The sequence below is a fragment of the Streptomyces sp. NBC_00582 genome, assembly GCF_036345155.1.
GTDB lineage: Bacteria > Actinomycetota > Actinomycetes > Streptomycetales > Streptomycetaceae > Streptomyces.
The window spans coordinates 4121979-4147359 of record NZ_CP107772.1 but is presented as its reverse complement, the minus strand read 5'-3'; the positions used below and the strand labels follow the sequence as shown (position 1 = coordinate 4147359).

General features: G+C 71.8%; 21 protein-coding genes and 1 pseudogene. 12 read left to right on the top strand and 10 right to left on the bottom strand.

From position 1 onward, the window contains the following. The first annotated feature begins 62 nt into the window (after positions 1–62). Entirely contained in the window at positions 63–434 is a 372-nt protein-coding gene (locus tag OG852_RS18130) for a WhiB family transcriptional regulator (protein ID WP_133912628.1), read from the top strand. 173 nt (positions 435–607) lie between these two features. Here the strand turns inward: OG852_RS18130 and glpX are convergent, their stop codons facing one another. Beyond that, a complete protein-coding gene (glpX, locus tag OG852_RS18125; protein ID WP_133912627.1) occupies positions 608–1642 on the bottom strand; it encodes a class II fructose-bisphosphatase in 1035 nt (344 codons plus the stop codon). Positions 1643–1768: 126 nt separating this feature from the next. Between glpX and OG852_RS18120 the strand changes: the two genes are divergently transcribed. Then, positions 1769–2293, top strand: a complete 525-nt coding sequence (locus OG852_RS18120) for a DUF4245 domain-containing protein (RefSeq protein ID WP_133912626.1) — start codon at positions 1769–1771, stop codon at positions 2291–2293. Between the two features lie 63 nt (positions 2294–2356). Here the strand turns inward: OG852_RS18120 and OG852_RS18115 are convergent, their stop codons facing one another. The 3 genes from OG852_RS18115 to xseA form a co-directional block, all read right to left on the bottom strand. Next, on the bottom strand, positions 2357–2947 hold the full coding sequence (locus tag OG852_RS18115; RefSeq protein ID WP_133912625.1) for a malonic semialdehyde reductase: 591 nt from the start codon (positions 2945–2947) through the stop codon (positions 2357–2359). A gap of 143 nt (positions 2948–3090) precedes the next feature. After that, positions 3091–3321 (bottom strand): exodeoxyribonuclease VII small subunit, encoded by a 231-nt coding sequence (locus OG852_RS18110; protein ID WP_133912624.1) that lies wholly within the window; start codon positions 3319–3321, stop codon positions 3091–3093. 10 nt (positions 3322–3331) lie between these two features. Then, positions 3332–4540 (bottom strand): exodeoxyribonuclease VII large subunit, encoded by a 1209-nt coding sequence (gene xseA / locus OG852_RS18105; RefSeq protein WP_133912623.1) that lies wholly within the window; start codon positions 4538–4540, stop codon positions 3332–3334. A gap of 92 nt (positions 4541–4632) precedes the next feature. On the opposite strand from xseA, the gene OG852_RS18100 reads away from it, so the two are divergent. Further along, entirely contained in the window at positions 4633–5673 is a 1041-nt protein-coding gene (locus OG852_RS18100; protein WP_133912622.1) for a 4-hydroxy-3-methylbut-2-enyl diphosphate reductase, read from the top strand. Between the two features lie 29 nt (positions 5674–5702). Next, the gene (gene ppgK / locus OG852_RS18095) at positions 5703–6458 is read left to right on the top strand and encodes a polyphosphate--glucose phosphotransferase (RefSeq protein ID WP_133912621.1); all 756 of its coding nucleotides are present in this window, start codon (positions 5703–5705) and stop codon (positions 6456–6458) included. A gap of 164 nt (positions 6459–6622) precedes the next feature. On the opposite strand, the gene OG852_RS18090 is transcribed toward ppgK, so the two are convergent. Then, a complete protein-coding gene (locus OG852_RS18090; protein ID WP_133912620.1) occupies positions 6623–6982 on the bottom strand; it encodes a DUF6542 domain-containing protein in 360 nt (119 codons plus the stop codon). A gap of 1419 nt (positions 6983–8401) precedes the next feature. On the opposite strand from OG852_RS18090, the gene ychF reads away from it, so the two are divergent. Then, positions 8402–9490, top strand: a complete 1089-nt coding sequence (ychF, locus tag OG852_RS18085) for a redox-regulated ATPase YchF (RefSeq protein WP_330348446.1) — start codon at positions 8402–8404, stop codon at positions 9488–9490. A 406-nt stretch (positions 9491–9896) separates the two neighbouring features. Next, positions 9897–10076: pseudogene (locus OG852_RS50990) on the top strand (hypothetical protein); the annotation flags it as partial. Here OG852_RS50990 and OG852_RS18075 read toward each other — a convergent pair. Both OG852_RS18075 and OG852_RS18070 read right to left on the bottom strand, forming a co-directional pair. Next, on the bottom strand, positions 10031–11254 hold the full coding sequence (locus tag OG852_RS18075; protein WP_133912613.1) for a serpin family protein: 1224 nt from the start codon (positions 11252–11254) through the stop codon (positions 10031–10033). The pseudogene OG852_RS50990 and the gene OG852_RS18075 sit on opposite strands and share 46 nt — an antisense overlap. After that, positions 11254–12501 (bottom strand): serpin family protein, encoded by a 1248-nt coding sequence (locus OG852_RS18070; protein ID WP_330348444.1) that lies wholly within the window; start codon positions 12499–12501, stop codon positions 11254–11256. Before OG852_RS18070 ends, OG852_RS18075 begins: the two co-directional genes overlap by 1 nt. A gap of 162 nt (positions 12502–12663) precedes the next feature. Here OG852_RS18070 and OG852_RS18065 point away from each other — a divergent pair, with 162 nt between their 5' ends. The 6 genes from OG852_RS18065 (at position 12664) to OG852_RS18040 (ending at position 19415) form a co-directional block, all read left to right on the top strand. Next, on the top strand, positions 12664–13875 hold the full coding sequence (locus OG852_RS18065; RefSeq protein ID WP_330348443.1) for a DUF4190 domain-containing protein: 1212 nt from the start codon (positions 12664–12666) through the stop codon (positions 13873–13875). Between the two features lie 147 nt (positions 13876–14022). Beyond that, positions 14023–14775, top strand: coding sequence for a GntR family transcriptional regulator (locus OG852_RS18060; protein ID WP_133912610.1), 753 nt, complete (start codon positions 14023–14025; stop codon positions 14773–14775). 567 nt (positions 14776–15342) lie between these two features. Further along, positions 15343–15546 (top strand): SPOR domain-containing protein, encoded by a 204-nt coding sequence (locus OG852_RS18055; RefSeq protein WP_133912609.1) that lies wholly within the window; start codon positions 15343–15345, stop codon positions 15544–15546. A gap of 30 nt (positions 15547–15576) precedes the next feature. Beyond that, a complete protein-coding gene (locus tag OG852_RS18050; protein WP_330348442.1) occupies positions 15577–15987 on the top strand; it encodes a (deoxy)nucleoside triphosphate pyrophosphohydrolase in 411 nt (136 codons plus the stop codon). Positions 15988–16097: 110 nt separating this feature from the next. Further along, positions 16098–16505, top strand: coding sequence for an ATP-binding protein (locus tag OG852_RS18045; protein ID WP_133912607.1), 408 nt, complete (start codon positions 16098–16100; stop codon positions 16503–16505). A 249-nt stretch (positions 16506–16754) separates the two neighbouring features. Further along, positions 16755–19415, top strand: a complete 2661-nt coding sequence (locus tag OG852_RS18040) for a SpoIIE family protein phosphatase (protein ID WP_330348441.1) — start codon at positions 16755–16757, stop codon at positions 19413–19415. A 218-nt stretch (positions 19416–19633) separates the two neighbouring features. Here the strand turns inward: OG852_RS18040 and OG852_RS18035 are convergent, their stop codons facing one another. The 3 genes from OG852_RS18035 to OG852_RS18025 all read right to left on the bottom strand — a co-directional run bounded on the left by OG852_RS18035 (position 19634) and on the right by OG852_RS18025 (position 25188). Continuing rightward, positions 19634–20500: an immunity 49 family protein gene (locus OG852_RS18035; protein ID WP_330348440.1), complete on the bottom strand. Its 867-nt coding sequence runs from the start codon at positions 20498–20500 to the stop codon at positions 19634–19636. Between the two features lie 14 nt (positions 20501–20514). Further along, complete coding sequence (locus tag OG852_RS18030; RefSeq protein WP_330348439.1) at positions 20515–23355, bottom strand: hypothetical protein; 2841 nt, start codon at positions 23353–23355, stop codon at positions 20515–20517. A 153-nt stretch (positions 23356–23508) separates the two neighbouring features. Next, the gene (locus tag OG852_RS18025) at positions 23509–25188 is read right to left on the bottom strand and encodes a hypothetical protein (RefSeq protein WP_330348438.1); all 1680 of its coding nucleotides are present in this window, start codon (positions 25186–25188) and stop codon (positions 23509–23511) included. Between the last annotated feature and the right edge of the window lie 193 nt (positions 25189–25381).

The window sequence follows — 25381 nt, the reverse complement described above, 5'->3', positions numbered from 1 at the left end:
CACAGCGGGTAGGCCTTGCTGCATCGTCTCTCGCTCGCGAAGCCGTCGTCAGGAGTAGACCCGTGCTGCAACCGCCGCATTCGTCCCTGCAGGTCGCCGCCGTTCCGGCCCAGCGGGTGCCAGCGCGCGACCAAGACGCTCCCTGGCACACCGAGGCGGTGTGCCGACGCGACGAGGCAGGCCTGTTCTTCGCGCCCTCCAAGGAACCCACCGCCGCCCGTCTCTCCCGCGAAGAGGCCGCGAAGCGGGTCTGCGCCCGCTGTCCGGTCATGGTGGAGTGCCGCGAGCACGCCCTGCTCCAGCCCGAGCCCTACGGCGTCTGGGGCGGCCTCACCGCCGCCGAACGCCGCGTCGTCCTCGCCCGGCGCCGCCGCCGCGACATGGAACTGAAGAAGGCCGCCAGGACCACGAGCCGCATAGCCCAAGCAGGCTGACCAGGGGCGCCCCCACCGCACCGGGGGCGCCCTGCTCTTTTCGCTTCTCCGGGGGCGCGGGGAACGGCGCGTTCTGGAAACGGCCGCGTTCTGCGAAGGGGGCGCGCTCTTCCAGGGGCGCGGGGAACTGCGCCACAAGCCACAGCGCACCCGCCGACGCCCGCCCCCCACCCCTACTTGGCGCGATCGAAGTCAATCGCGGAGTAAGCCCGGAGCTTGCTCAACCGATGCTCGGAGTCGATCCTCCGCACCGTCCCCGACTTCGACCGCATCACGATCGAGTCGGTCGTCGCGGTCTCCGACCGATACCGCACCCCCCGCAACAACTCCCCGTCCGTGATCCCGGTCGCGACGAAGAACACGTTCTCGCCCTTGACCAGGTCCTCGGTCGTCAGTACCCGGTCGAGATCGTGCCCCGCGTCGACCGCCCGCTGCCGCTCCTCGTCGTCCTTGGGCCACAGCTTGCCCTGGATGGTGCCGCCCAGGCACTTCACCGCACAGGCCGAGATGATGCCCTCCGGCGTACCGCCGATACCGAGCAGCAGATCGACACCGGTGCCCTCGCGCAGCGCCAGGATCGAGCCGGCCACATCGCCGTCGGAGATCAGCTTGATGCGCGCCCCGGTGTCCCGGATCTCCTTGATGATGCCCTCGTGCCGCGGCCGGTCCAGGATGACGACGGTGACGTCCTCGGGGGTGGCCCGCTTGGCCTTGGCGACCCGCCGGATGTTGACCTCGACGGGCGCGTTGATGTCGACGAACTCGGCGGCCTCCGGGCCGGTGACCAGCTTGTCCATGTAGAACACGGCGGACGGGTCGAACATCGCGCCCCGCTCGGTCGCCGCGAGCACGGCGATCGCGTTCGGCATGCCCTTGGCCGTCAGCGTCGTCCCGTCGATCGGGTCGACGGCGATGTCCACCTCCGGCCCGGTCCCGTCGCCGACCCGCTCCCCGTTGAACAGCATCGGCGCCTCGTCCTTCTCGCCCTCGCCGATGACGACGACGCCGTTCATCGAGACGGTCGAGACGAGGGTCCGCATGGCGCGCACCGCGGCACCGTCGGCGCCGTTCTTGTCACCGCGCCCCACCCAGCGGCCCGCGGCCATCGCGGCGGCCTCGGTCACACGGACGAGTTCCAGGGCGAGGTTGCGGTCGGGGGCCTCGGAGGGGACATCGAGCTCGGACGGCAGATGATGATGCTCGGTCATCGGAGCGCACCTTTCTGATACGACGACGGCCGGATGAGGGTTCGATCTCGACTCTATCGTCAGTCCGACAAAATGAGCAGGGGACCCCACGGATGAGCGGACCGGGCACCTGCGACGATAGGGGGCGTGGCAGGTTCGAACGGCAAGCAGAAAACGGCCCGGGACATGGTCCTCTCCCTGGGCCTCATCGTCATCGCGGCGTATGTGATCTACCTCTTCGTCCCGCACGACGAAACCGCTCCCGACGTCAAGCGGGTCGACTACCGTGTCGAGCTGCTCACGGCTCGACGTGCGGCGTCGTACCCGGTGGCCGCGCCCGAGGGCCTGCCCGAGAGCTGGAAGGCGACCTCCGTGCGCTTCCAGGGCGCCGCGTTCGACTCCTGGCACCTCGGCTTCCACGCTCCCGACGGGGAGTACGTCGCCATCGAGCAGTCGACTCGGAAGCGCGCCGAGTTCATCGAGGAGGCGAGCCAGGGCGCGCGGGCGACCAAGGTCACGGAGGACATCGCCGGCCGCACCTGGACCCGCTACACCGGCGGCCGCTACGACGCGCTGGTCCTCCAGGGCACCGACGGCTCGACGACGGTCGTCGCGGGCACGGCGTCCTTCGACCGCCTGACGGAGATGGCGACGGCGCTGAAGATGGCGTGAGTCGCCCGTGACATGCGAAGAGGCCCCCGGCTGCCGGGGGCCTCTTCGCATGTCACGGGCGACTCAGACGGTGGTGACGACCTCGTCGTAGGCGCGGCGCGGGGAACGCGGGTACGAGGCGTCCGGGCCGGGCTTGCCGATGTTGATCACCATCAGCGGGGTGTGGTCGTCGTCGAGGAACTCCTTGCGGACGCCCTCGAAGTCCAGCCCGGTCATCGGGCCGGCGGCCAGCCCGGCGGCGCGGATGCCGATGATGAAGTAGGCGGCCTGGAGGGCGGCGTTCATCCCGGCGGCACCCTCGCGGGCCGCGCGCTCGGCGAAGAAGAGGTCCTTGGCCTGCGGGAAGGCCGGGAACAGGGTCGGCAGCTCCTCGTGGAACTCGTTGTCCGCGGAGAGGATCGCGACCAGCGGGGCGGTGGACGTCTTGGCCTTGTTGCCGTCGGCCATGTGCTGGACCAGCCGCTCGCGGGCCTCGGCCGAGCGGACCAGGGTGATGCGCAGGGGGGTCTGGTTGAAGGCGGTCGGGCCGAACTTGACCAGGTCGTAGATCGCCTGGATCTGCTCATCGGTCACCGGCTCGTCGGTGAAGGTGTTCGCGGTGTGGGCCTCGCGGAACAGCAGGTCCTGGGCGGCGGGGTCAAGAACGAGAGACATGGACTTCCTCGGGGTGGGGCACCTGGCTCCGTTCCGGACCGTGGTCCGGATCGGCTGACAGGGATGACCGTACGCCAGGAGAGGTTCAAGTTTCAACAATGAGCGGGGGCTGGTGACCTGCCTCACAGGACCCGCCCCGCGGATCACTCGCCCTTCGCCGCCGCCCCCTCCTCTTCCTCGGCCAGCGCCGCGTCCAGCCGCGCCCGCGCGCCCTCCAGCCAACGCCGGCACACCTTGGCCAGCTCCTCCCCGCGCTCCCACAGGGCGAGCGACTCCTCCAGCGTCGTACCCCCCGCCTCCAGGCGTCGTACGACCTCGATCAGCTCGTCCCGGGCCTGCTCGTACCCGAGGGCTTCCTCAGCCTTGCTCGTCATGCACCCATTCCTAGTCGTCGACTCGAACCGTGAACTCGCCCTCGGCGACCCGCGCGCGCAGCGCCTCGTCCGCCGTCACCTCGCCCGGATCCCGGACCACATGCCCGTCGGCCCGCTGGAGCACCGCGTACCCCCGCTTCAGCGTCGCGGCCGGCGACAACGCCACCACGCGCGCGTGGGTGTGCGTCAGCTCCGAGTCCGCGCGGTCCAGCAGGTGCCCGAGGCAGCGCCGGGAACGGTCGGTGAGCCCGGCGACATGATCGGCGCGCTCGTCGATCATCCGGTGCGGATCCTGGAGCACGGGCCGCGCGAGGGCGTGGGCGAGCCCACGCTCCTCCCGCTCCACGAACCCCTCCACACACCGCCGCGCCCGCCCCCGCAGCATCCGCACCCGCTCCAGCTCCTCCCCGACGTCCGGCACGACCTTCTTGGCGGCGTCGGTGGGCGTGGAGGCCCGCAGGTCGGCGACATGGTCGAGCAGCGGATTGTCGGGCTCGTGCCCGATCGCCGAGACCACGGGCGTACGACAGGCGGCGACCGCCCGCACCAACTGCTCGTCGGAGAACGGCAGCAGATCCTCCACGCTTCCGCCCCCGCGCGCCACGACGATCACATCGACCTCGGGGATCTCGTCCAGCTCCTTCACGGCCTGCACGACCTGCGCCACCGCGTGCACCCCCTGCACGGCCACATTGCGCACCTCGAAGCGGACCGCCGGCCACCGGTGCCGGGCGTTCTCCAGGACGTCCCGCTCGGCCGCCGAGGCCCGCCCGCACACCAGCCCGATGAGCTGCGGCAGAAAGGGCAGCGGCTTCTTCCGCTCGGCCGCGAACAGCCCCTCCGCCGCCAGCGACTTCTTCAGCTGCTCCAGCCGGGCCAGCAGCTCCCCGACCCCCACCGGCCGTATCTCGACGGCCCGCAGCGACAGCTGCCCCCGCGGCGCGTACCACTCCGGTTTCGCGTGGACGACGACCCGGGCGCCCTCCCCGACGACGTCCGCGACGGCGTCGAACACCTGCCGGTAGCAGGTCACGCCCACCGAGATGTCGTACGACGGATCCCGCAACGTCAGAAACACGACGCCCGCGCCCGGACGCCGCGACAACTGGGTGATCTGCCCCTCGACCCACACCGCGCCGAGCCGGTCGATCCACCCCCCGATGAGCCGCGACACCTCACCGACGGGCAGCGGTGAGTCCGCGGACGTGTTGGCAGCCATGCGACCGAGCGTATCGGCAGGCACCGACAACGCAGGGTGAGCGCTTCGGCGGGCGCGGGGGAGGGGCGCCGCACGGCCTTACGATGGGACCCATGACTGCTTCGCCAGCCCGCCGCCGTGTCCTGCTCGCCGCTCCCCGGGGCTACTGCGCGGGTGTGGACCGCGCCGTGATCGCCGTCGAGAAGGCCCTGGAGCAGTACGGGGCCCCGGTCTACGTCCGGCACGAGATCGTCCACAACAAGTACGTCGTGCAGACCCTGGAGAAGAAGGGCGCCATCTTCGTCGAGCGGACCGAGGAGGTCCCGCCGGGCAACATCGTGATGTTCTCGGCGCACGGAGTCGCGCCGGTGGTGCACGAGGAGGCCGCGCGCGGGCAGCTCGCCACGATCGACGCGACCTGCCCCCTGGTCACCAAGGTCCACAAGGAAGCCGTCCGCTTCGCCCAGGACGACTACGACATCCTCCTGATCGGGCACGAGGGCCACGAGGAGGTCATCGGCACCTCCGGCGAGGCCCCCGACCACATCCAGCTCGTCGACGGTCCCGGCGACGTCGCCAAGGTCGAGGTCCGCGACCCCTCCAAGGTCGTCTGGCTGTCCCAGACCACGCTCTCGGTCGACGAGACGATGGAGACGGTCGACGCCCTGAAGGAGAAGTTCCCGCTGCTGATCTCCCCGCCGAGCGACGACATCTGCTATGCCACGCAGAACCGTCAGCTCGCGGTGAAGCAGATGGGCGCCGAGGCCGAGCTGGTGATCGTCGTCGGCTCGCGCAACTCCTCCAACTCCAAGCGGCTCGTCGAGGTCGCCAAGCTCGCCGGCGCGCGCGCGTCCTACCTGGTGGACTTCGCGAGCGAGATCGACGAGGCCTGGCTGGAGGGCGTGAGCACGGTCGGCGTCACCTCCGGTGCCTCGGTGCCCGAGGTCCTCGTCGAGGAGGTCCTCGCCTTCCTCGCCGAGCGCGGCTACGGGGACGTCGAGCTGGTCAAGGCCGCCGACGAGCACATCACCTTCTCGCTGCCCAAGGAGCTCCGCCGGGACCTGCGCGAGGAGGCGGCCGCGCTGGTGGCGGCGCGGGGCGGCAGCGGGGCCGGGGACTCCTCGGCTGCCCCGGGGGCCGTCTCGGGCGAGTGACCGTCAGTCGTCCGTCGTAACGTAAGGCCATGCAGATCTTCGGCGTGGACATCGGCGGATCCGGGATCAAGGGCGCCCCTGTGGACCTGGACAAGGGCGACCTGGCTCAGGAGCGCCTGAAAGTGCTCACCCCGCATCCGGCGACGCCCGATGCGGTGGCCGACGGCGTCAAGGAGGTCGTCGAGCACTTCGGCTGGACGGGACCGGTCGGCCTCACCTTCCCCGGTGTGGTCACCGGCGGCTCCCACATCCGTACGGCGGCCAACGTCGACAAGAGCTGGATCGACGCCGACGCGCGCGCGTTGTTCAGCGAGCGGTTGGGCGGTCACTCGGTGACCGTCGTCAACGACGCGGACGCGGCGGGCGTCGCCGAGATGGCCTTCGGCGCCGGCCGCGACCGCAAGGGCACGGTCATCCTGCTGACCTTCGGCACGGGCATCGGCAGCGCGGTCTTCGCCGACGGCGTCCTCGTCCCCAACTCCGAGCTGGGCCACCTCGAGCTGAACGGCCACGACGCGGAGAAGCGGGCCTCCAGCAAGGCGAAGGAGGACCACGAGCTGACCTGGGAACACTGGGCGCGCCGCGTCACCAAGTACCTCGCGCACGTCGAGATGCTGTTCTCCCCCGAGCTCTTCATCATCGGCGGCGGAGTCAGCCGCAAGGCGGAGAAGTTCCTCCCGTACATCGAGGGCATCACGGCGGAGATCGTCCCCGCGCAGCTCCAGAACAACGCGGGGATCGTGGGGGCGGCGATGAGGGCTGCGGAGACGGGTCGCGCGGGCTGAGGCGGTCGCGGTGGGCGGGGCGGGTGCCGGGTCGCGCGGGCTGAGGCGGTCGCGGTGGGCGGGGCGGGTGCCGGGTCGCGCGGGCTGAGGCGGTCGCGGTAGGCGGGGGTCGGTGAGGGCTTCGGGGCGGCGGGCGCTTGGTCGGCCGGAGCCCGCCGCGGGTTTCAGGAAGCCCTGCCCGCGGGGCGTGGACCCCGCCCCGCGTCCCGGCGGCGGGCCGTGGCCCGGCGTACACCCCGCACCAGCACGGTCATGGCCGCGACGAGCGTCCCGGCGTAGAGCCAGGCGGCCTGGGTGGCCAGTGCCGCGACCAGGCCCATCAGCCGCGTCCCCAGCCCGTCCGCGCCCCCGGTGACGGGCAGCAGCCCCACCGCGAAGGCGATCGGTACGACGACCGGCGCCGACAGCAGATCGCCCGGGCGCACCCAGAGCGCGATCAGCAGACACACCGGCAGGAACAGGACGCCGTACACCGTCAGAGAGCTCCCGAACAGCATCTCGTCCACGCCCCCCAGCGCGAACATCACCGCCCCACCGAACAGCCCGCTCCCGAGCCCGGTGAACCGAGGATTGACCCACCGCCGCCCGCCCGCCCCGACCCCTGCCCGGGCCCCACGCCGACCCGGTGAGGACGGGCCGACGGAGGCGGGTCGGCGACTGGGGGCGGTACGGGAACGGGGGCTGGGGGAGGGGCGACGCCGATCGGGGGATGGGCGTTGATCTGAGGGAGACCGGACGGGCGAGGGGCGTCGATCGGTCGAGAGGCGTCGATCGGGTGAGGGAGATCGATCGGAGGACCGGCGTTTCTCGGGAGCGGGGCGTCGGGTGGGGGAGGCGCGCTGCTCCGGGGAGGCGCGCTGCTCCGGGGAGGCGCGCTGCTCAGGGGAGGCGCGCTGATCGGGGGAGCGTGGGTCGAGGAGATGTGGGTCGGGGGGATGTGTCTTGGAGGAGCGAGGGTCGGGGGCGGGGCGTCGGCCCGCACGCCGCTGACCAACGACGGGCGCCGGTCGCGAGGCCTGCGAGGGGCGAGGTGACTTCGAAGGGCGAGGTGACTTCGACGGGCGGTCGGATCCGGAGGGCATGGGCGCTTCCGAGGGGCGAGGCGTCTTGGAGCGAGGCTCGGACCCGGAGGCCGTCGGCGTCCCCGGCGGGCGGGTCTTGAGAGGGCCAGGGCTCCTGAGGGGACGGTCGGACCCGGACGGCATCGGCGTTTCCGAGGAGCGAGGTGTTTTCAGGGGGCGGCCGAAGTGGGTGGTGGCCATGGGCGTCCCCGAAAGGCGGACTCTCCTCGCCCGTGCGGGCAACTTCATGGGACGAGGCGGTTCCGTGGGCCGAGGGGGACCCGTAGGCCGAGGGGGCCCCGTAGGGCGGGGCGGTGCCGCAGGCCGTGGCGGCTCCGCCGGACGAGCCCGTACGGGGTGTACTCCAGCCCCCGTACCATCCGGCCCGGATCCCGCATCCGAGCCCGTACCCCCGCCACCCCCACCCGAGTGGGCGGAGCGAGCGGACCGTACGGCCGCCCCGTCGGCACGCGCACACTCCCGCACCCGCCCCGCGCCCTCCGCGGGCTTGCGACCCTGCTCCCTCCACTCCTGCTCCCGCCCACAATCCGCACCCCGTTCCCGGTCCGCACCCCGTTCCCGCTCTCGCGAGGGCAGGGCGTTCCCGAGTGGCTGGGGCCGGGGCGACGGTGGGTCGTGGTGTGGCGGGCTCTGCGGGGGGCGCGTCCTGGGTTGCTCCACTGGACCAACTTAGGTCGGTTTATGTGCCGAATCGGGTGTCGGACACGCCGGGGAACGGTCCTTGGCCATGCGTTCGACAGGTCCGCCGGCTCGGCCCCGGGCACGCCGTAAACTGGTGGATCGGCCGGCCCCCTGGCCCGCCCCCGGCCCTCTCACTACGGGAACCGGCCCCCTGGCCCTCTGACTACGGGAAGTCGCAACGTGTCGCTCACGATCGGAATCGTCGGTCTGCCGAATGTCGGCAAGTCGACCCTGTTCAACGCCCTGACCAAGAACGACGTGCTGGCGGCCAACTACCCGTTCGCCACGATCGAGCCGAACGTCGGTGTCGTCGGCGTCCCCGACGCCCGCCTGACCAAGCTCGCCGAGATCTTCTCCTCCCAGCGGATCCTCCCGGCGACGGTCGACTTCGTCGACATCGCGGGGATCGTGCGCGGCGCCTCCGAGGGCGAGGGACTCGGCAACAAGTTCCTGGCCAACATCCGTGAGTCCGACGCGATCTGCCAGGTCATCCGCGCCTTCAAGGACGAGAACGTCGTCCACGTCGACGGCAAGGTCTCGCCGAAGGACGACATCGAGACGATCAACACCGAGCTGATCCTGGCCGACCTCCAGACGATCGAGAAGGTCCTGCCCCGCCTCCAGAAGGAGTCGCGGATCAAGAAGGACGTCGCGCCGAAGGTCAAGGTCGTCGAAGAGGCCAAGGAGATCCTGGAGAAGGGCGACACCCTCTTCTCGCAGGGCTTCGTCCAGGGCGGCGAGCGCGCGGAGCTCCTCCACGACCTGCACCTGCTCACGACCAAGCCCTTCCTCTACGTCTTCAACGTCGACGAGGACGAGCTGACCGACGACGGCTTCAAGGAGGAGCAGCGCGCCCTGGTCGCCCCGGCCGAGGCGATCTTCCTCAACGCCAAGCTGGAGGCGGACCTCGCCGAGCTGGACGAGGCGGACGCGATGGAGCTCCTGGAGTCGGTCGGTGCCGAGGAGCCCGGCCTCGCGACCCTCGCCCGCGTCGGCTTCGACACCCTCGGCCTGCAGACCTACCTCACGGCCGGCCCCAAGGAATCCCGCGCCTGGACCATCAAGAAGGGCGCCACCGCCCCCGAGGCCGCCGGTGTCATCCACACCGACTTCCAGAAGGGCTTCATCAAGGCCGAGGTGATCTCCTTCGCCGACCTGGTGGAGACCGGCTCGGTCGCCGAGGCCCGCGCCAAGGGCAAGGCCCGTATGGAGGGCAAGGACTACGTCATGCAGGACGGCGACGTGGTCGAGTTCCGCTTCAACGTCTAGCGGGCGGCCGACCGCGGGTGGGCCGCGGACCCGTAGACCGGGGGAGGGGCGTATGGGGCGGGTCGAGGAGGCGGACGTCGTCGGCGGCGCCGTGCCGCCGTCGTACGATCCCACCCCCGTCGTCGGGCGACGCGCGCGCGAGCTGTACGAGGCGGGGTCGCGGCTGTACGAGGCGGGGGCGCGGCTGTACGACGCCGCCCGCACCCTGCGCGCCGACCACGCCCGCGCTCTTGAGGCGGTGCGGGCCGCCCACGCGCCGCTGCGGGACGCCCTCGTCGCCGAGGAATTCCGGAACATCCCGCCGTCCCGGCTGAAGGAGGTCACCGAGGGCCGGCTGCGCCTCACCGCGCTGGAGGCGGCCGGGTTCGACTCGGTGGGCGCGGTGCACGCGGCGAGCCGGCACCACAAGGACCGCCTGTTCGACGCCTACGCCCGCCGCAGCGACACCGCCGAGGCCACCCCGGACGCGGTCGACATCTCCGACGACGGCCTGGCCCGCCGCATCGTGGAGGAGGAGCAACTCAGGCTGGCGGGCGGGGCTCAGAAGACCACGGGCGTCGCGTCCCCCTCCTCCGGCCACCCGTAGTCCTCCACCCGCCACACCTTCGGCTCGGTCACCCACCCCGCCGTCAGGACCAGACCGCTCGCCCGGTGGACGGCGAGGAAGCCGAAGGGGCGGTCGAAGGCGACGCGGACGACCGTCGTCTCGTACGGCAGTTCCTCCGCGCTCAGCCAGATCGCCTCCGTCGCCGTCACGGCGGTCGCCCGGAAGCCCTCCGCGCTGAACGCGGCCGTGGCCGTCTGGCGGGCGGAGCGCAGCCCCAGCGGGGCCCCGCTGATGCCGGCGAAGTGGCCGGGCCGGCCGTCGGTGGCGGTGGCCAGGCCGAACAGGTCCCGGTGGGTCAGGAAGTCGTGCTCGACCGTGAGTTCGAACTCCACGGCGGTGAGGACGAGGGAGGGCGGAGCGGGCTCCCGTACCCACTGCCGCTCCACCCGCAGTCCGGGCCCCGCCGCCCCGTGGGGAAGCCGCCCACCGGGTACGACCGGCAGCCCGCCCCCGACGATCTCCACCCCCGCCCCCAGCACCTGCCCCCGCGTCATCCGCTCCTCCCCGAGCAGCAGATGGACGTCGAGCCCGTTCACGCCCCGGACCCGCGCCTCGGTCACCGTCCCGTCGGGCGTCCGCGCCACCCCGACGGCGTCGAGGTCCGTGGTCGTCCGGTGCAGCCCGGCCACGTCCTCGCCGGACGGCCGCTCCCCCGTCCAGACGCCGATGTCCCCGGTGAACGGCACCTCCCAGTCCGTCCGCAGCGCCGACGCCGTCGCCAGCACCAGCGAGCTGTCCCCGTCCAGCCGTACCGGCATCCGCGCGATCCGTCCGCCGGTCCGCTCGGCCGCCCACGCGTCCAGGGCGGGCCGGTCGGCGGACGGATCCCCGGTGAGCACCCCGTGCGTACCGGCGGGCAGCCCCGCCACCCAGGCCTTCGCAAGCTCCACCGTCCGAACCGTCCACAGCCCGAGCGCGGCCTCCATCCCCTCGACGCACTCCATCAGACCCAGCAACTCCCGTGCCGCGCCCGCCGCCTGATCCGCCGCCACCCCGAGGGCGCCCGCCAGCTCCTCCCGCGCGCGGCCCGTGGCCCCGTCCGCGAGGAACGCGAGCAGCGGCCAGAGCCCGGCCGCCGAGAACACCGAGCCGCCCTGCGGGTGATCTGCCGCCGCCCAACGCGTGGTGAGGCCGTTGACCAGGGGTATCGCGCGCATCAGAAGTCCTCGGGGTTCTCGAAGTCCCCGAGGTGCTCGAAGTCCCCGAGGTGCTCTTGGTGCTCGGGGAGTCGTTCGGGGTCCGCGACCCAGCCCGCCGCGAGCACCAGCCGTGAGTGGCGGTGCAGGGCGAGGAAGCCGAAGGGGCGGTCGAAGCGGGCCCGGAGGGTGGTCACGATCCATCGAAGCTGAGGGGGACCGCCCACGGCCAAGTCGAACGCCGTCACCGCGCCCGCCTCGAACCCCGTCGCCCCGAACCTCGCCCTCGCCGACTGCGCCGCCGACGCGATCATCAGCGGCAGGCCGCCGGTGACGCCGGGGAAGTGGCCCTGCGGGGTCCCGACGGCCGTGGTGAGGCCGAACAACTCGTGCCGTCCCAGGAGATCGTGGTCGGCGGTGACGTGGAACGCCGGTGTCGTCACCTCGAGTGTCGGCGGCTCGGGCGTCGCGGAGCGCTTCCGCTCCACGCGCAGACCGGGCCCCACCTCGCCGTACGGAAGCCGTGACCCGGGCAGGACCCGGTACCGGCGGGCGAGCAGATCCACGCCCGCCCCGAGCACCCGGCCCGGCGGCATGTGCTCCTCGCCGAGCAGCAGATGGACGTCGAGTGCGTTGTCGCCGAGGACCCTCAGCTCGGTGACATGGCCGTGGGGTGTGTCCGCCACCCCGATGCGGTCCGGTACGGCGCTCACCCGACGCAGGCTCAGCACATCGCCCTCGGGCCAGTGGAGGCTGTCCAGGTCGCCGCTCTCCGAGAAGGGCCGCAGCCATCGGGTCCGCAACGCCAGGGCGTTCGCCAGGATCATCTCGGTGTCGTCCGTGACCGCGATCGGCATCCGTTCCACCAGCCCGCCGGTGCGTTTCGCCGCCCAGGCGTCCAGTGCCGCCCCGTCGGCCCGCGCGTCCCCGGTGAGCACCCCGTGCGCCCCGGCCGGCAGCCCCGCCTCCCACGCCTCCCGGAGTTCCAGGGTCCGCTTCGTCCACAGCCCCAGGGCGGAATCCAGTCCCCGCATCGCGTCCATCCCCGCGAGCAACTCCCGCGCGGCGCCCGCCGCCTGCTCCGCCGGCATCCCGAGAGCACCCGCCAGTTCCCCCCGGGCCGGGCCCGCGGCGCCGTCCGCGAGGAAGGCGAGCAACGGCCAGACTCCCGCTGCGGAGAGGACCGAGTTGCCGTCGCCCCGGACCTCTTGGGCCCAGCGCGCGGTAAGCGCGTTCACCGCCCGAATCGTCGCGTTCGTGATCGTCATTCCGCCCCCGATGGTCACACGCTTACGATGCCGCCCAGTCGTGTCGATCGCGCGTCGGTTTCTGTGCGGCGGTCGGACCCGCTGCCAGACCGCCCGCACTGCCGCCCGAACCGCCCGAACCACACCCCCGCCTGCATCGTCTGAACCAGGAGCACGGTACTCGTGTCCATACCTCCGCCCCCAGGGCCCCAGCAGCCCCAGGACCCGTACCAGCCTCCGCCGTCGCCGCAGGGCCCCGTACCGCCGCAGGGCCCGTATCCCCAGCCTCCGGGGCCGTATCCCCACGCCCCCTACGGGACCGCGCCCCACCAGGCCTGGGGCCAGGGCTACACCCCCTTCGCCCGTCCCGCGCCGGTCAACGGCGTCGCCATCGCCGCCCTCGTGCTGGGCCTGCTCTGCTTTCTGCCGGCCGTCGGGCTGATCCTGGGGATCATCGCGCTGGTGCAGATCAGGAGGCGGGGCGAGCGCGGCAAGGGCATGGCGATCGCGGGCGCGGTCGTCTCCTCGCTCGGGCTCGCGCTGTGGGCGGTGTCGCTGTCCACCAGCGTCGCCTCCGAGGTCTGGGAGGGCGTCAAGGAGGGCGCGAGGGGCACCAGCTACTCGCTCGCCGAGGGCGACTGCTTCGACGTCCCGGGCCAGGGCTTCGACCACGACGTCTACGACGTCGACGAGGTGCCCTGCTCGGGAGCGCACGAGGGCGAGGTGTTCGGCACGATCCCGCTGTCCGGCGACGACTACCCGGGCGACGGATACGTCACGGACCATGCCGAGGACGAGTGCTGGACGCTCCAGGACGCCTACGCCATGGACCCGTGGGCGCTGGGCGACGAGGTCGACGTCTACTACCTCACGCCCACCGAGGAGAGCTGGGCGTGGGGCGACCGCGAGATCACCTGCGTCTTCGCCCACACCGTCGAGAGCGGCACCCTGACCGGCTCGCTGCGCGCCGACGAGACGACCCTCGACGCCGACCAGCTCGCCTTCCTGGAGGCGATGGACGCGGTCGACGAGGTTCTCTACGAGGAGCCCGACGCCTACGCCGAGGAGGACCTCGACGCCAACAAGGAGTGGGCGGCGGACGTACGGGACGTGCTCGCCGAGCAGGGCGACGCGCTGCGCGCCCACACCTGGTCCGGCGACGCGGGGAAGGCCGTCGACGCCCTGGCCGAGGACATGGAGGACGCCCGCGCGGACTGGGCGAAGGCGGCCACGGCGGGTGACGCCGACACGTTCTACCTGCACTACGACAGTGGTTACGGATACGTCGACGGCGACACCACCGTCGCGGCCCGCGAGGCCCTGGGCCTGGCCACCACCCCGCCCTCCTACGACGAGGAGGAGAGCGACACCGGGGGTGGCAGCGAGGATGTGTGATCGCCGCCATAGCGGGGAGAAACTGCCTGCGTAAAGCCTTCCCGGGGCCCATGTCATCACATCGAGTGATTCTCTGGCCTTTGCTTGCAAGGTCGAACCCACGGTTGCCACGCTGTAGCTGTCTGTACAACCTGATGGGAGCGGCCAGTGACATTCGGTGAGCAGCCGGCGTACCTGCGTGTCGCGGGTGATCTCCGCAAGAAGATCGTCGACGGCTCGCTGCCACCGCACACCCGCCTCCCGTCGCAGGCCAGGATTCGCGAGGAGTACGGCGTCTCCGACACCGTCGCCCTGGAGGCCCGCAAGGTCCTGATGGCCGAAGGCCTGGTCGAGGGCCGCTCCGGTTCCGGTACGTATGTCCGCGAGCGGCCGGTGCCCCGCCGTATCGCCCGCTCCGGCTACCGGCCCCCGAGCGGGGCCACGCCCTTCCGTCAGGAGCAGGCCGAGGCGCACGCCCGTGGGACCTGGGAGTCCAGCAGCGAGCAGACCGGGGCGAGCGGCGCGGTCGCCGAGCGGCTGGGCATCAAGGCCGGCGACCGCGTGATGTGCACCAAGTACGTCTTCCGGGAGGCCGGCGAGACGATGATGCTCTCCACCTCCTGGGAGCCCCTCGCCGTCACCGGCCGTACGCCCGTCATGCTGCCCGAGGAGGGCCCGCTCGGCGGCATGGGCGTGGTCGAGCGGATGCGCGCCATCGACGTCATCGTGGACAACGTGACGGAGGAGGTGGGCGCCCGCCCCGGCCTCGCCGAGGAACTCCTCGCCCTCGGCGGAGTCCCCGGACATGTCGTCCTGGTCGTCCAGCGCACGTACTACGCCTCGGGCCGCCCCGTCGAAACGGCCGACGTGGTCATCCCGGCCGACCGCTACCGCGTCGCGTACCACTTGCCCGTCAGATAACGGCCCGCCGCCGACCGTCGGCGGTCAGACGGCCGCACGCCGGTTGGCCGGCCGCGCCGCCCGGCGCCCCGGCGACAGCCCGCGTCGGTCGGGCGGCAACCCCCGCCGACCAGCCGGCCGCGTCACCGTCAGGGCCCTGTCGGTCAGTCGGCCGCGCCCCCCGGCGGGCTGCCGGGCACCCGCCCGCCCGGCCGGGGGGCCCGGCAGGGTCCCGCTGGTCGTCCTTGCGGTAGCGCATCGTCGTGGGCGGCGCACACCCTTGCGGCAGTTGCCGGGGGAAAAGGCCCGCACGCAGTGCGCCCGCAGGGCGTCGGGATCCGGTCGTTTCCGGCCGTTCTCGCAGGTCGTCCCATATATGCCCGACTCCCCGCCGACCGGACGCGTCACCCCGTCCGCACGGCGCGTTCGGCCTCGTGCGCCCCCTGCGTCTTGGCTGGTTGCGTACCTCTTTGTGCAAAGCCGTGTTCGCTGTGTAAAGGTAAGGCGTACGCTCGGGCATATGCGGATTGCGGTTTCCTTAGAGGGCGGGGCGCGGGGCGGGCCGCGCCGGGGAAGCGGAGGGGCGCGATGAACGAGGGCACCATCTCTCTGCCCTGGCTCGTCATACGGCAGGACGACAACGGCAATCGCTACCGCGTGGGCCGGTACGCCACCCGTGCGGAGGCCCAGAAGATCGCGGACAGCCTCGACGACCGCGGCCACAAGCAGCTCTACTGGGTCGAGCGCATCGGCCAGAGCCAGGCCCAGAGCGGGGACGGCACCCGGAACTGACAGGCACCGCCGTCCCGTAGGCTCCGGCGCATGACCGAACGGACCGTGGTGGTCGCAGCCGCCCTCCTCGACGGCGGCCGCCTCCTCGCCGCGCGCCGCAGCGCACCCCCCGAGCTCGCCGGCCGCTGGGAGCTGCCCGGCGGCAAGGTCGAGCCCGGCGAGCGGCCCGAGGCGGCGCTCGTCCGTGAACTGCGCGAGGAACTCGGCGTCGACACCGAGGCCGTCGAGCGCGTCCCCGGCGAGTGGCCGCTCAGGCCGCCGTACGTCCTCCAGGTGTGGACCGCCCGCCTGCGCCCCGGCTCCACCGCCCCCACGCCCCTCCAGGACCACGACGACCTGCGCTGGCTCGCCCCCGACGAGATCTGGGACGTTCCCTGGCTGGACCAGGACGTCCCCGCGGTACGCGAAACCCTCAACCGACTTGGCACCAGCACCCCCTGACACGGCCCCGCCCTTCCGTGTCCCTCCGGGCGGTACCGCCCCCTGGATATCGGGTATGTCCCCAATAACCCCACGAAACCAGACATGGGTCTACTCGCTGGCCCGGGGAAGTGATCGGTGTGATCGACACCGAAGGCGACCACGCCGAGTGGACGTTCCCGGCGGACCCCGGTGCGGTGCGCACCGCCCGCCGTGTCGTCCGGGGCCAGCTCCACGGCTGGGGCCTCGACATCCTGGGAGACATCGCCGCCCTGCTGGTCAGTGAACTGGTGACCAACGCCCTGCGGCACGCCACCGGCCCCATAGGCGTCCGACTGGTCCGCCCCGCCGGCCTGGAGGGCGTCCTGCTCGTCGAGGTCTCCGACCCGCTGCCCGACCCCCCGCGTGAACGGGCCGCCCGGCCCGAGGACGAGAGCGGCCGCGGACTGCAACTGGTGGCGTCCTCCTCCCGCCGCTGGGGAACCCGGCCCGGAACCGACGGAAAGACGGTCTGGTTCGAACTGGCGGTACCGGGCTGACCGGGTGTACGGCGGACGGTGCGGCGGCACCCGTCCGATGCCGGTCGCCGACCCGTCCGGGAAGGTGTGATTCGACCGCGTGTCCGCTGGTTAGAAGACTGGATGTGTTGTCGCGGAACGGTCCAAAAAAAGCCTGGACCGTGCTGTGATCGTGAACACCGTGTCGTGCGGCGCCGTAGTGCTGGATACTGCGGGCAGCCGCCGCCGGTGACCGGTGCCGGACGCGGTGAGCTGGAGGGGACGGTTCGCGTGAGCGAGATACCAGCGAAGGCCACGGGGTCCGACGACCCGTCGGACGGCGCGAGGGCCAGGGTCGCGAAGGCGTTCGCTTCGGACGCGTCCACGGCCCCGGACCGGATGCGCGACGGCTACTTGGACGGCGGGGCGATCCCGGGGGACGCCCTGTGGCAGAGCAGTCCGCCCGGCTCCATCTACGACTACATCAAGGTCGCGTCCTTCTCCATCGGCCCCGACGGGCTCGTCGACCAGTGGAGCCTGCGCGCCGAGCAGATCTTCGGCATCTCCGCGGACCGGGCGGTCGGCATGGACCCCATCGAGGCGTTCATCGACCCGGACCTGCGCGAGCGCGGCCAGCGCAAGATGGCGGAGATCCTCGACGGACGGGAGTGGACCGGCGTGGTCCCCTTCCGGATGCCCGACCCCGTCTCCGGCGGCGGCCGCGGTGAGCGGGGCCTCGCCGAGGTGTACGTCATGCCGACGCGCGGCCTCGAGGGTGAGAACGCCGCCGTGTGCATCGTCGTCGACGTCCGCACCCTGCGCAGCATCGAGACCGACCTAGCCGCCTCGCAGTCCATTTTCGGCCAATCCCCGTTCGGCTTCCTGCTGATCGACCCCGACCTGCGCGTCCGCCGCGCCAACCAGCGCTTCGCCTCCATCTTCGGAGGCACTCCCGACGACCATCGGGGCAAGGGCGTTCACGACTATCTGGTCCGGCCCGAGGCCGAGCGGGTCAGCGCCACCCTGCGCCGGGTCCTGGAGACCGGCGACTCCATCACCGACATGCACGTCACCGGCTTCGTACCGGGCTCCGACGAACGCCGGCACTGGTCCATCAACCTCTACCGCGTGCACAGCGGCACCGGCCGCCCCATCGGCATCGCCTGGCTCGGCATCGACATCACCGCCCGCCGCGCCGCCGCCCGTGAGGCCGCCGCCGCACGGCGCAATCTCGCCCTTCTGAACGAGGCGGGCGCCCGCATAGGGAACTCGCTCGACCTGGAGACCACCGCACGCGAACTCCTCGACGTCGTCGTGCCCGGCTTCTGCGACCTCGCCACCGTCGACCTCTACCAGGGACTCCTGGCCGGCGACGAAACCCCGCCCGGCCTCGCCGACGGCAGCGCCGAACTGCGCCGCGTCGCCTTCTCGTCCGCCGTCTCCGACGCCCCGTACTCGGCCACCGGCGCGCCCGTCGCGGTCGGCGCGGTCCACCACTTCCCGTTCAACTCGCCCTGTGCGGACGCCCTGCGCACCGCACGCCCGCAGGCCATCCCCGGCGAGGACGGCGGCCTCGTGCAGTCCACGCTCGCCGTCCCGATGGTCGCTCACGACACCGTCGTAGGCCTCGCCCAGTTCTCCCGTACGAAGGGCAGCGAGCCGTTCGGGGACCGGGACCGGGATCTGGCCTGGGAGCTGGCGGCGCGGGCCGCCGTCTGCATCGACAACGCCCGCCTCTACCGGCGCGAGCACGAACGGGCGTTGATACTGCAACGGTCCCTGCTGCCGCCCGGCGACCCCGTCGCCTCCGGCCTCGACATCGCCTGCCGCTACCTCCCCGGCAACGCCTCCACGGGCCGCCCCAGCGAGGTGGGCGGCGACTGGTTCGACGTCATCGAACTCCCGGGCCACCGCACCGCGCTGGTCGTCGGCGACGTCATGGGCCGAGGCCTGCGCGCGGCGGTCGCGATGGGCGAACTCCGCACCGCCGTACGCACCCTGGCCCTGCTCGACCTGGAACCCGCCGAGGTGCTCTCCGCGTTGGACGAGATCGCGCGCGGACTCGGCACGCCCGGCGGCGTCCAGCAGGCCACCCGCGCCGCCCGCCGCCCGCGCGAGGCCGACCTCTCCGAGGTGTACCTCGCCACCTGCGTCTACGCGGTCTACGACTCCGTCACCCGCCGCTGCACCTTCGCCAACGCGGGCCATCTCCCGCCGGTGCTGGTGGAACCCGGCGAACCGGCCCTCATGCTGGACGTCCCGCCCGGCATGCCGCTCGGCGTCGGCGGGGAACCCTTCGAGGAGGTGGAGGTCGACCTGCCCGAGGGCGCGCTCCTCGCCCTCTACACGGACGGCCTGGTCGAGTCCCGCGACCACCCCCTGGACGAGGGCCTCCAGGCCTTCGTGGGGGCGCTCACGGACCCCGCACGCCCCCTGGAGGACGTCTGCGACCACGTCCTCAACACCCTCGACACCCACCACGGCGAGGACGACATCGCGTTGCTGATGGCACGTGTACAGGGCCTGCCCGCCGACTCCGTCGGCGACTGGACCCTGCCGCGCGAGCCGCGCAGCGTGGGCCGCGCACGGGAGTACGCCCGCACCCGACTCCTCTCCTGGGACCTCGAACCCCTCGTCGACACCACGGAGTTGCTGGTCAGCGAACTCGTCACCAACGCCCTGCGCTACGGCGAGGGCGAGATCCGGCTCCGCCTCCTCCTCGACCGCACCCTGGTCTGCGAGGTCTGGGACGCGGGCCTGGTCCAACCGCGCCGCCGCCGCGCCCGCGACACGGACGAGGGCGGCCGCGGCCTCCAACTCGTCGGCCTCCTCAGCGCGGCCTGGGGCTCCCGCCGCACCCCACGCGGCAAGACGGTCTGGTTCGAACTCCCCCTCCCGGACGGCGAAACGGGCCTGACGGACCCGGCGGAGGCACTGCTGAGTCTGTTCTAGTGCCCATGAGGGCGGCAGTGTCAGCACCCGGCAGCGACCTACGCAGCCCCTGTGCAAGCCGGACGAGGACGAACGCACCTCAGCGGCGGCGACTTTGGACGAGATCACCGACTTGGCCGCGGACCACGTTCTCTGCGCGACGACCGGACCGCGTTCGGGGAGGCTTTGGCGGCCCGCCTGGCGGAGTACCGCACCAGTGGGGAGGCTTCCTACTCGGCTCAGGTGTCGTACTCGCCCACCCACGACCGCTTCAGCAAGGCCCTCGGGATGTATTCGGACTCGACGTCGATGGGCATGTCGGCGTCGTAGGCCATGCAGGCGATGGCGAGCGGTCCGAGGGCCACAAGGCCTTCGCCGCTCAGGGAGCGGGCCTCGTTCGCGGTCCAGTACTCCTTGTGCCAGGTGAGTGCCTCGACCAGGACCTCGTTGAACTGGTCGGCCTCGCGACGCAGATAGCGCTGGAAGAGGTCCAGGGGCGGATAGAGGATCTTCAGCATCAGTTCGGGGCCGGCGATCCGGGCGTTCTGCGGGTCGGTGCCGTTGACCGCGGTCACCAAGGTGTCCCAGGTGCTCTGCCGACCGAACCAGAGGTTCTGGAGAGTCTCCACCCAGGAGTAGATGTACTCGTCGAACTCCGCACCGGACTCGCGCAGGAAGGAGACCGGGACCTGGGCGAGTTGATTGACCCGGTCGTTCTCCCGGCAGATCACCGCCAGGTAGAAGGCGGTCAGCCAGTTTCCGGCGTGCAGGTAGTCCTGCGGACCCGTCGCGGGAAGATGCTTCACCTCGCCCGCGCTGCCGATACGGCATGCAACGGGACCCTCCGCCGCGGTGCCGGCGGCGAACAGGGCGCTGCCGACCTGCATGGCGGTGACCCAGGCCTCCCAGGCCGGAAGCTCCCCCGCCGTCGGATTCGTCAGACAGCGCCACTTCGCGAGGTTCAGGGCGCTCGACAGAGCGTCGTACCGATCGTCTTCCGACGTCTCGATGTGGTCGAGCACGTCCTGCGTGCTCTTGATGATCGGCGCCATGAGTTCAGCCGCGTTGTCGGTACGGAACTCGTGACGGGGAACGCGGGTAACCACGTGCTCTCCTCGGACTAGATCTTCAGATGTTCGATGGTGGCACCGGCGTAGGAGTGGCCAGCGTTGTCACTCGCCTTCACCAGAACATACTGCAGCTTTCCATCCCTCAGCGCGGCGCGGAGATCGGCGGCGATCTCGGCGTCCCGCCCGCCTCGATTCGTCATTTCCGCCAGAATCGTGCGTATGTAGGGCCTGGTTCCCTGCTTGACCCTCATGCCCTGAGCCCCGCCGTCATGGACGGTCGGATCGGCCGGATCCGGGTCGGACTTGCCCTGCCGCCAGTCGAGATCACCCGAGGGAGCCTTCTCCTCGACGATGATGTAGTGGCCGTCGTCGCCGAGCTTGTAGACGTCGTCGAACATGTTGGCGCCGTTGGGTGTCTTCGGCAGCTCGACGGGGTCCGCGCCGGGGAACTCCTTCGGGATGACATGGTGCCTGGCCGCGGCCTCACCGAGGTGCTCGGAGTGCTTGCTGTTGTTCGGGATGTCCTTGAGGTGCTTGGCATAGGCTTCCTGCGCCCGGGCGAGCTCCTCTGCGTTCGCGGTGGACGGCGTCTCCTCGAACTTCTTCTCCGCGTTGATGAGGTCGACCGAGAGCCTGCGGTTCCGCGCCGCCTCGTCAAGGTGCGGCCGGCTGTGCTCCGCGGCCGTCTCGGGACCGAGGTGACCTGGATTGAACCGGACCTCGGAAGGACCGCTCGGCAGGTCGTGCCTCGCGATCCAGTTGCCGTTCGCATCCTTGGTGAGGATCGGGAGTTCGACCCCGTCCACGATGCGCTCGGCACTCCTGCGACGGCCGATTTCGTTGTAGTGCGTTTCCCGCCACGCCTCGTCGTGGTTGGCCTTCCAGACATGCTCTTCCTGGATTCGCTTGCGCTCCTCGACGGTGAGCTCACGCTGGCCGTCGTGAGTGCCGTGCCCAGTGCCCTCGTCCCCGTGGTGTCCCGGCGGGGTCGTGTCGTCGCCGAGCCCGTCCGCGTGGTCGAGCGCGTCGTCGCCGAGGCCGCCCAGGTCGTCCAGGCCGGCGCCGGGAGGTGTTTCGGGGCCGTGGCCGGGCAGGTCGTGGCCGCCCGCTGGGCCGGTTTCGGTGGTGTGGCCGCCGGGGGCGTGGTCGCTGGTCGACGTTCCCGGGATCGCGTTGTCCCCGGTCCCCACGGGCGCGGGGGTGTCGATGCTGTTCCGGGGCGTGTTGTCGCCGACCCCTCCGCCCGGGAGGTGGTCCGCTGTGCCGCCGGGGAGGTTGTCGCCGGTGTGGACGGTGGGCGTGTTGTCGGCGGTGCGGCCGATGTCGCCGAGGTCGGTGTCGAGGCTGTTGCCGAGGTTGATGTGCTGGGCCCCGGATTCCGCCGTGTGGGTGCCGGCGCCGACGAGGGCCGGTTCCTTGGCCGGGGAGTCGACGTGGGGCGTGTCCGCGCCGGAGGCCGGGGTGTGGGGGTCGGGCTGGTCGACGATGTCGCCGGGGCCGTCCTGGGCCTCCTTGAGGACGGTGCCGTTCTCGTCGAGGAGGTTGCCCTGGGGGTCGTAGTAGCGGGCCGGGGCGCCCGCGTCCGTGGGGAGCTTGACCGAGCCCTCCGGCAGGGCGGGGGTGTGGTCGGGCAGTTTGACGTTGCCGTCCGGGAGTTTGGTCGCGCCCTCCGGGAGCGCCGCGCCCTCGGGCAGGTGGAACGTGCCGTCGGGCAGCTTGACCGTCCCCTCGGGGAGGGTGATCGCGTTCTCCGGGAGCTTGGGGATCTCGATGTTCCCCATGCCTTTCAGCGCCTTGCTGATGTCGCCGATCTTCGACAGGCCGGCGCCCGCGCCCTTGGCGATGTACGTCATGGGGTCGATGACCTTGCCCGCCTTGCCGGCGATGGACAACGCCTTCGCCACCGCACCCGCCTTGCCCGCACCCGCCGCGGCGCCACCCGCGCCGCCGGTGAAGACCGTGGTCAGGACGTTGAAGGTGACCGCACCGGCCGCCCGGCCGGGGTTCTTGCCCCACTCGTCCCACGCCACCAGCGCCTTGCCCGTCTCCTTCATCGCCGTGCGCGAGTCACGGATCCAGGAGGGGAGCTTGTCGTCGGGGATGAGCCAGAACGCGGTGCCCACCCCCGGGATGGACGCCAGCGCCAGACCCGTCGCGAGCTGCGCCAGGCCCTTCCACGCCTGGCCCATCGCGTCCCAGCCGCCGAAGCCCACCAGCGTGCCCAGGCCCTTGATCGTGCCCCAGATGCCGTCCACGATCAGGCCGTCCCACACGAACGACTTCACCCAGTGGCCGACCTCGTACCAGTGATGCCTCTCCTCCACCGGGTCACCCCAGGGAAGCTTCGCGTTCTTCAGGTCCTCCGCGTTGAAGCCGTACTGGTCCTTACGCTCCGAACCGTCCCCCGCCACCATCTGGGTCCCGCCCCAGATCGCCGTGATCTTGTTGTGGCAGGTCCGCTCCGCCGCCCAGAACGCCGCCACCGTCGCCGTGATGTCGTCCCGCAGCCGATTGTGCTCATCGACCTTGTCCTCGTCGTACTCCCACTCGTCGTCGTCCTTCACCGACGCCACGAACGTCGAAGCCTTCGTCTTCAGCTCCAGCAGCTTCGACACCAGCGGACGGATCTCCGTCGCGTAGGAGGACAACGCCGACGACACCGTCTCCAGGTCGGTGGCGAAATCGTCCGCCCTCGTCCTCACCGGCTTCGTCGTCGCGAACAGCTGCTCCGCCTCGGGCGCCTTGTAGAACGCCGACAGACCCTGGAACTGGGCATCCACATCACTGCCCGTGGTCCGGACATCGCCCGCGTCCTTCTTCAACGCGGCATGATCCAGCTCCAGTTGGAACAGATTGCCGGTGAACTGAGGAATCTCCTCCGGCTTGATCACGCCTCTCACACCCCCGTGTGTCCGACTCGCCCCGCCGATAACTCGCGACAAGAGTCAGATCATCATACAAATGGGGGCTGACACAGCCTCGGGACCGTCACCAGTTCGCTACAACTACCACCGATTTTTCCCGGACTTGAGCGCCGAAGAGACCTAGGACCTGCGGAAGCCCGGCGGTGGGTACCCGTTCTCGTCAGTCGGATCTCCCGGGAGGATTCCGCCGAGGACCGCCCCGGCCGTGCCGTCCGGCTGCGGCTGTCCGGTCGGGGCTGCGGACGTCGGGTTGCCGTGCAGTCGTACGTCCTGCTCCGCCAACTCTCTTGCCTCCAGGGCAAGTTCGTCGGCCCGCTCCGCGTCCCCGTCCACCTCCGCCGCCAGCAGCCTGCGCGCCTCCGCGAGCCTGGTGCGGGCCGTCGCGCCCACCGCGCCCCGGTGCGTCGTCACGAAGTCCTCCGCGGCGGCGGTCGAGGCGCGGGCCACGGACAGCGCGGCGGCCGGCAGCACCCCGGCCCGCCCCGAAGCCAGCGGCGCGGTCGCCCGGACGATCCGACGCAGGGCACCCAGGGGGTCGTACGGCCGGTTCGACGTCAACTCCTGGCGTACGGAGGCCAGGACTGCGTCGGCGTTGAGGAGCCGGGGGTGCGGCTCGTCCTGGCGGAAGACGTGGTTCCGTACCGTCGACAGCTCCGCCTCCGCGCCGGTCAGCGCCGCCGGTACGGTCTTCTCGGCGTCCCGCAGCTCGGCGGCCGTACGGTCGACCCCCTCCACGAACACGGCCGCCTGGGCGATGGCGGACTCGGCGGCGTGCAGCCGACGAGTCGCGGCCTCCCTCTCGCCGGAGAAGAGCTCCTGGCGGGCCAGGTTGAGCCGGGCGGTGGCGAACAGCAGGCGGTCCTTGGCCTGTTCGACACTGCCGATGACGGCGGAGGTCGCGGTGGGTGCGTACCGCGTCGCTAGCGTCGCCAGGAGGTTCTGGGCCGTGGCCGTGTGGGCGGTCAGGTCGCGGAAGCGCGCCTCCGCGTGAGGGAGGGCCCGGTCCGGGTCCCGCAGACGGGTGAAGTCCTCCGCCGCGGCGTCCAGTCGGCGGCATGCCTCCTCGCATCGGCCGATCATCCCGGCGAGCGCGTGCCCCCGTGCGGCCTCCTCCTCCGGTACGCCCTCGTCGTACCGCTGCCGCATCCGGAAGGCGGCGGCCAGTTCGCCCTCGGCCTCGCTCAGCGCACGGGTGAACGGGGCGACGGGCGCCGCCCCGAGGAGTCCCCGAGCGAAGCCGAGGTCGGCGCGGGCCGCGCGGATCCGGTCGTCGGCGGCGACGAGTGCCGCACAGGCCTCCGCGTCCAGCTCGGCGAGGGGCGGATCCGCGTGCACGGCCGGGGACGCGCTCACCCCTCCGGGGGTCGTCCGCTCGCGCGAGCGCCGCACCCGGCGTATGGATCCGTACACGGCGACCGCGCCCACCACGGCGACGGCCGCCAGGGGCAGGACGAGATCGGTGGCGGACGTCTCGTCGTCCTCGGCCGCCTGCGCGGATGCCGCTGTCGCCTGCGCGGATACAGCTGCCGCCCGCAGGGATGCCGCTCCCGCCTGCGCGGACGCCGCTCCCGCCTGCGCGGATGCCGCTCCCGCCTGCGCGGATGCCGCTGCCGCCCGCGCGGACGCCGCTCCCGCCTGTGCGGATGCCGCTGCCGCCCGCACGGACGCCGCTCCCGCCTGCGCGGATGCCGCTGCCGCCCGCGCGGACGCCGCTCCCGCCTGTGCGGATGCCGCTGCCGCCCGCACGGACGCCGCTCCCGCCCCAGGGGACTCCCCGGCCATCGCCACGGCGCTCACCACCGGCCGTGGCTCCTCGCCGCGCACAGTGATCGCAACCGGGGGGTCGCCTCCCGACGTCATCCCCGGCAACACCAGCCACACCACCCCGGCCGCACCGCCCACCACGGCATGCGCCACCCGCACGGGTATGTGCGATCTGGCACGCCGACGGCCTCGATGCAGGGATGACGTCACATTTCGGAGCGTATGGCCG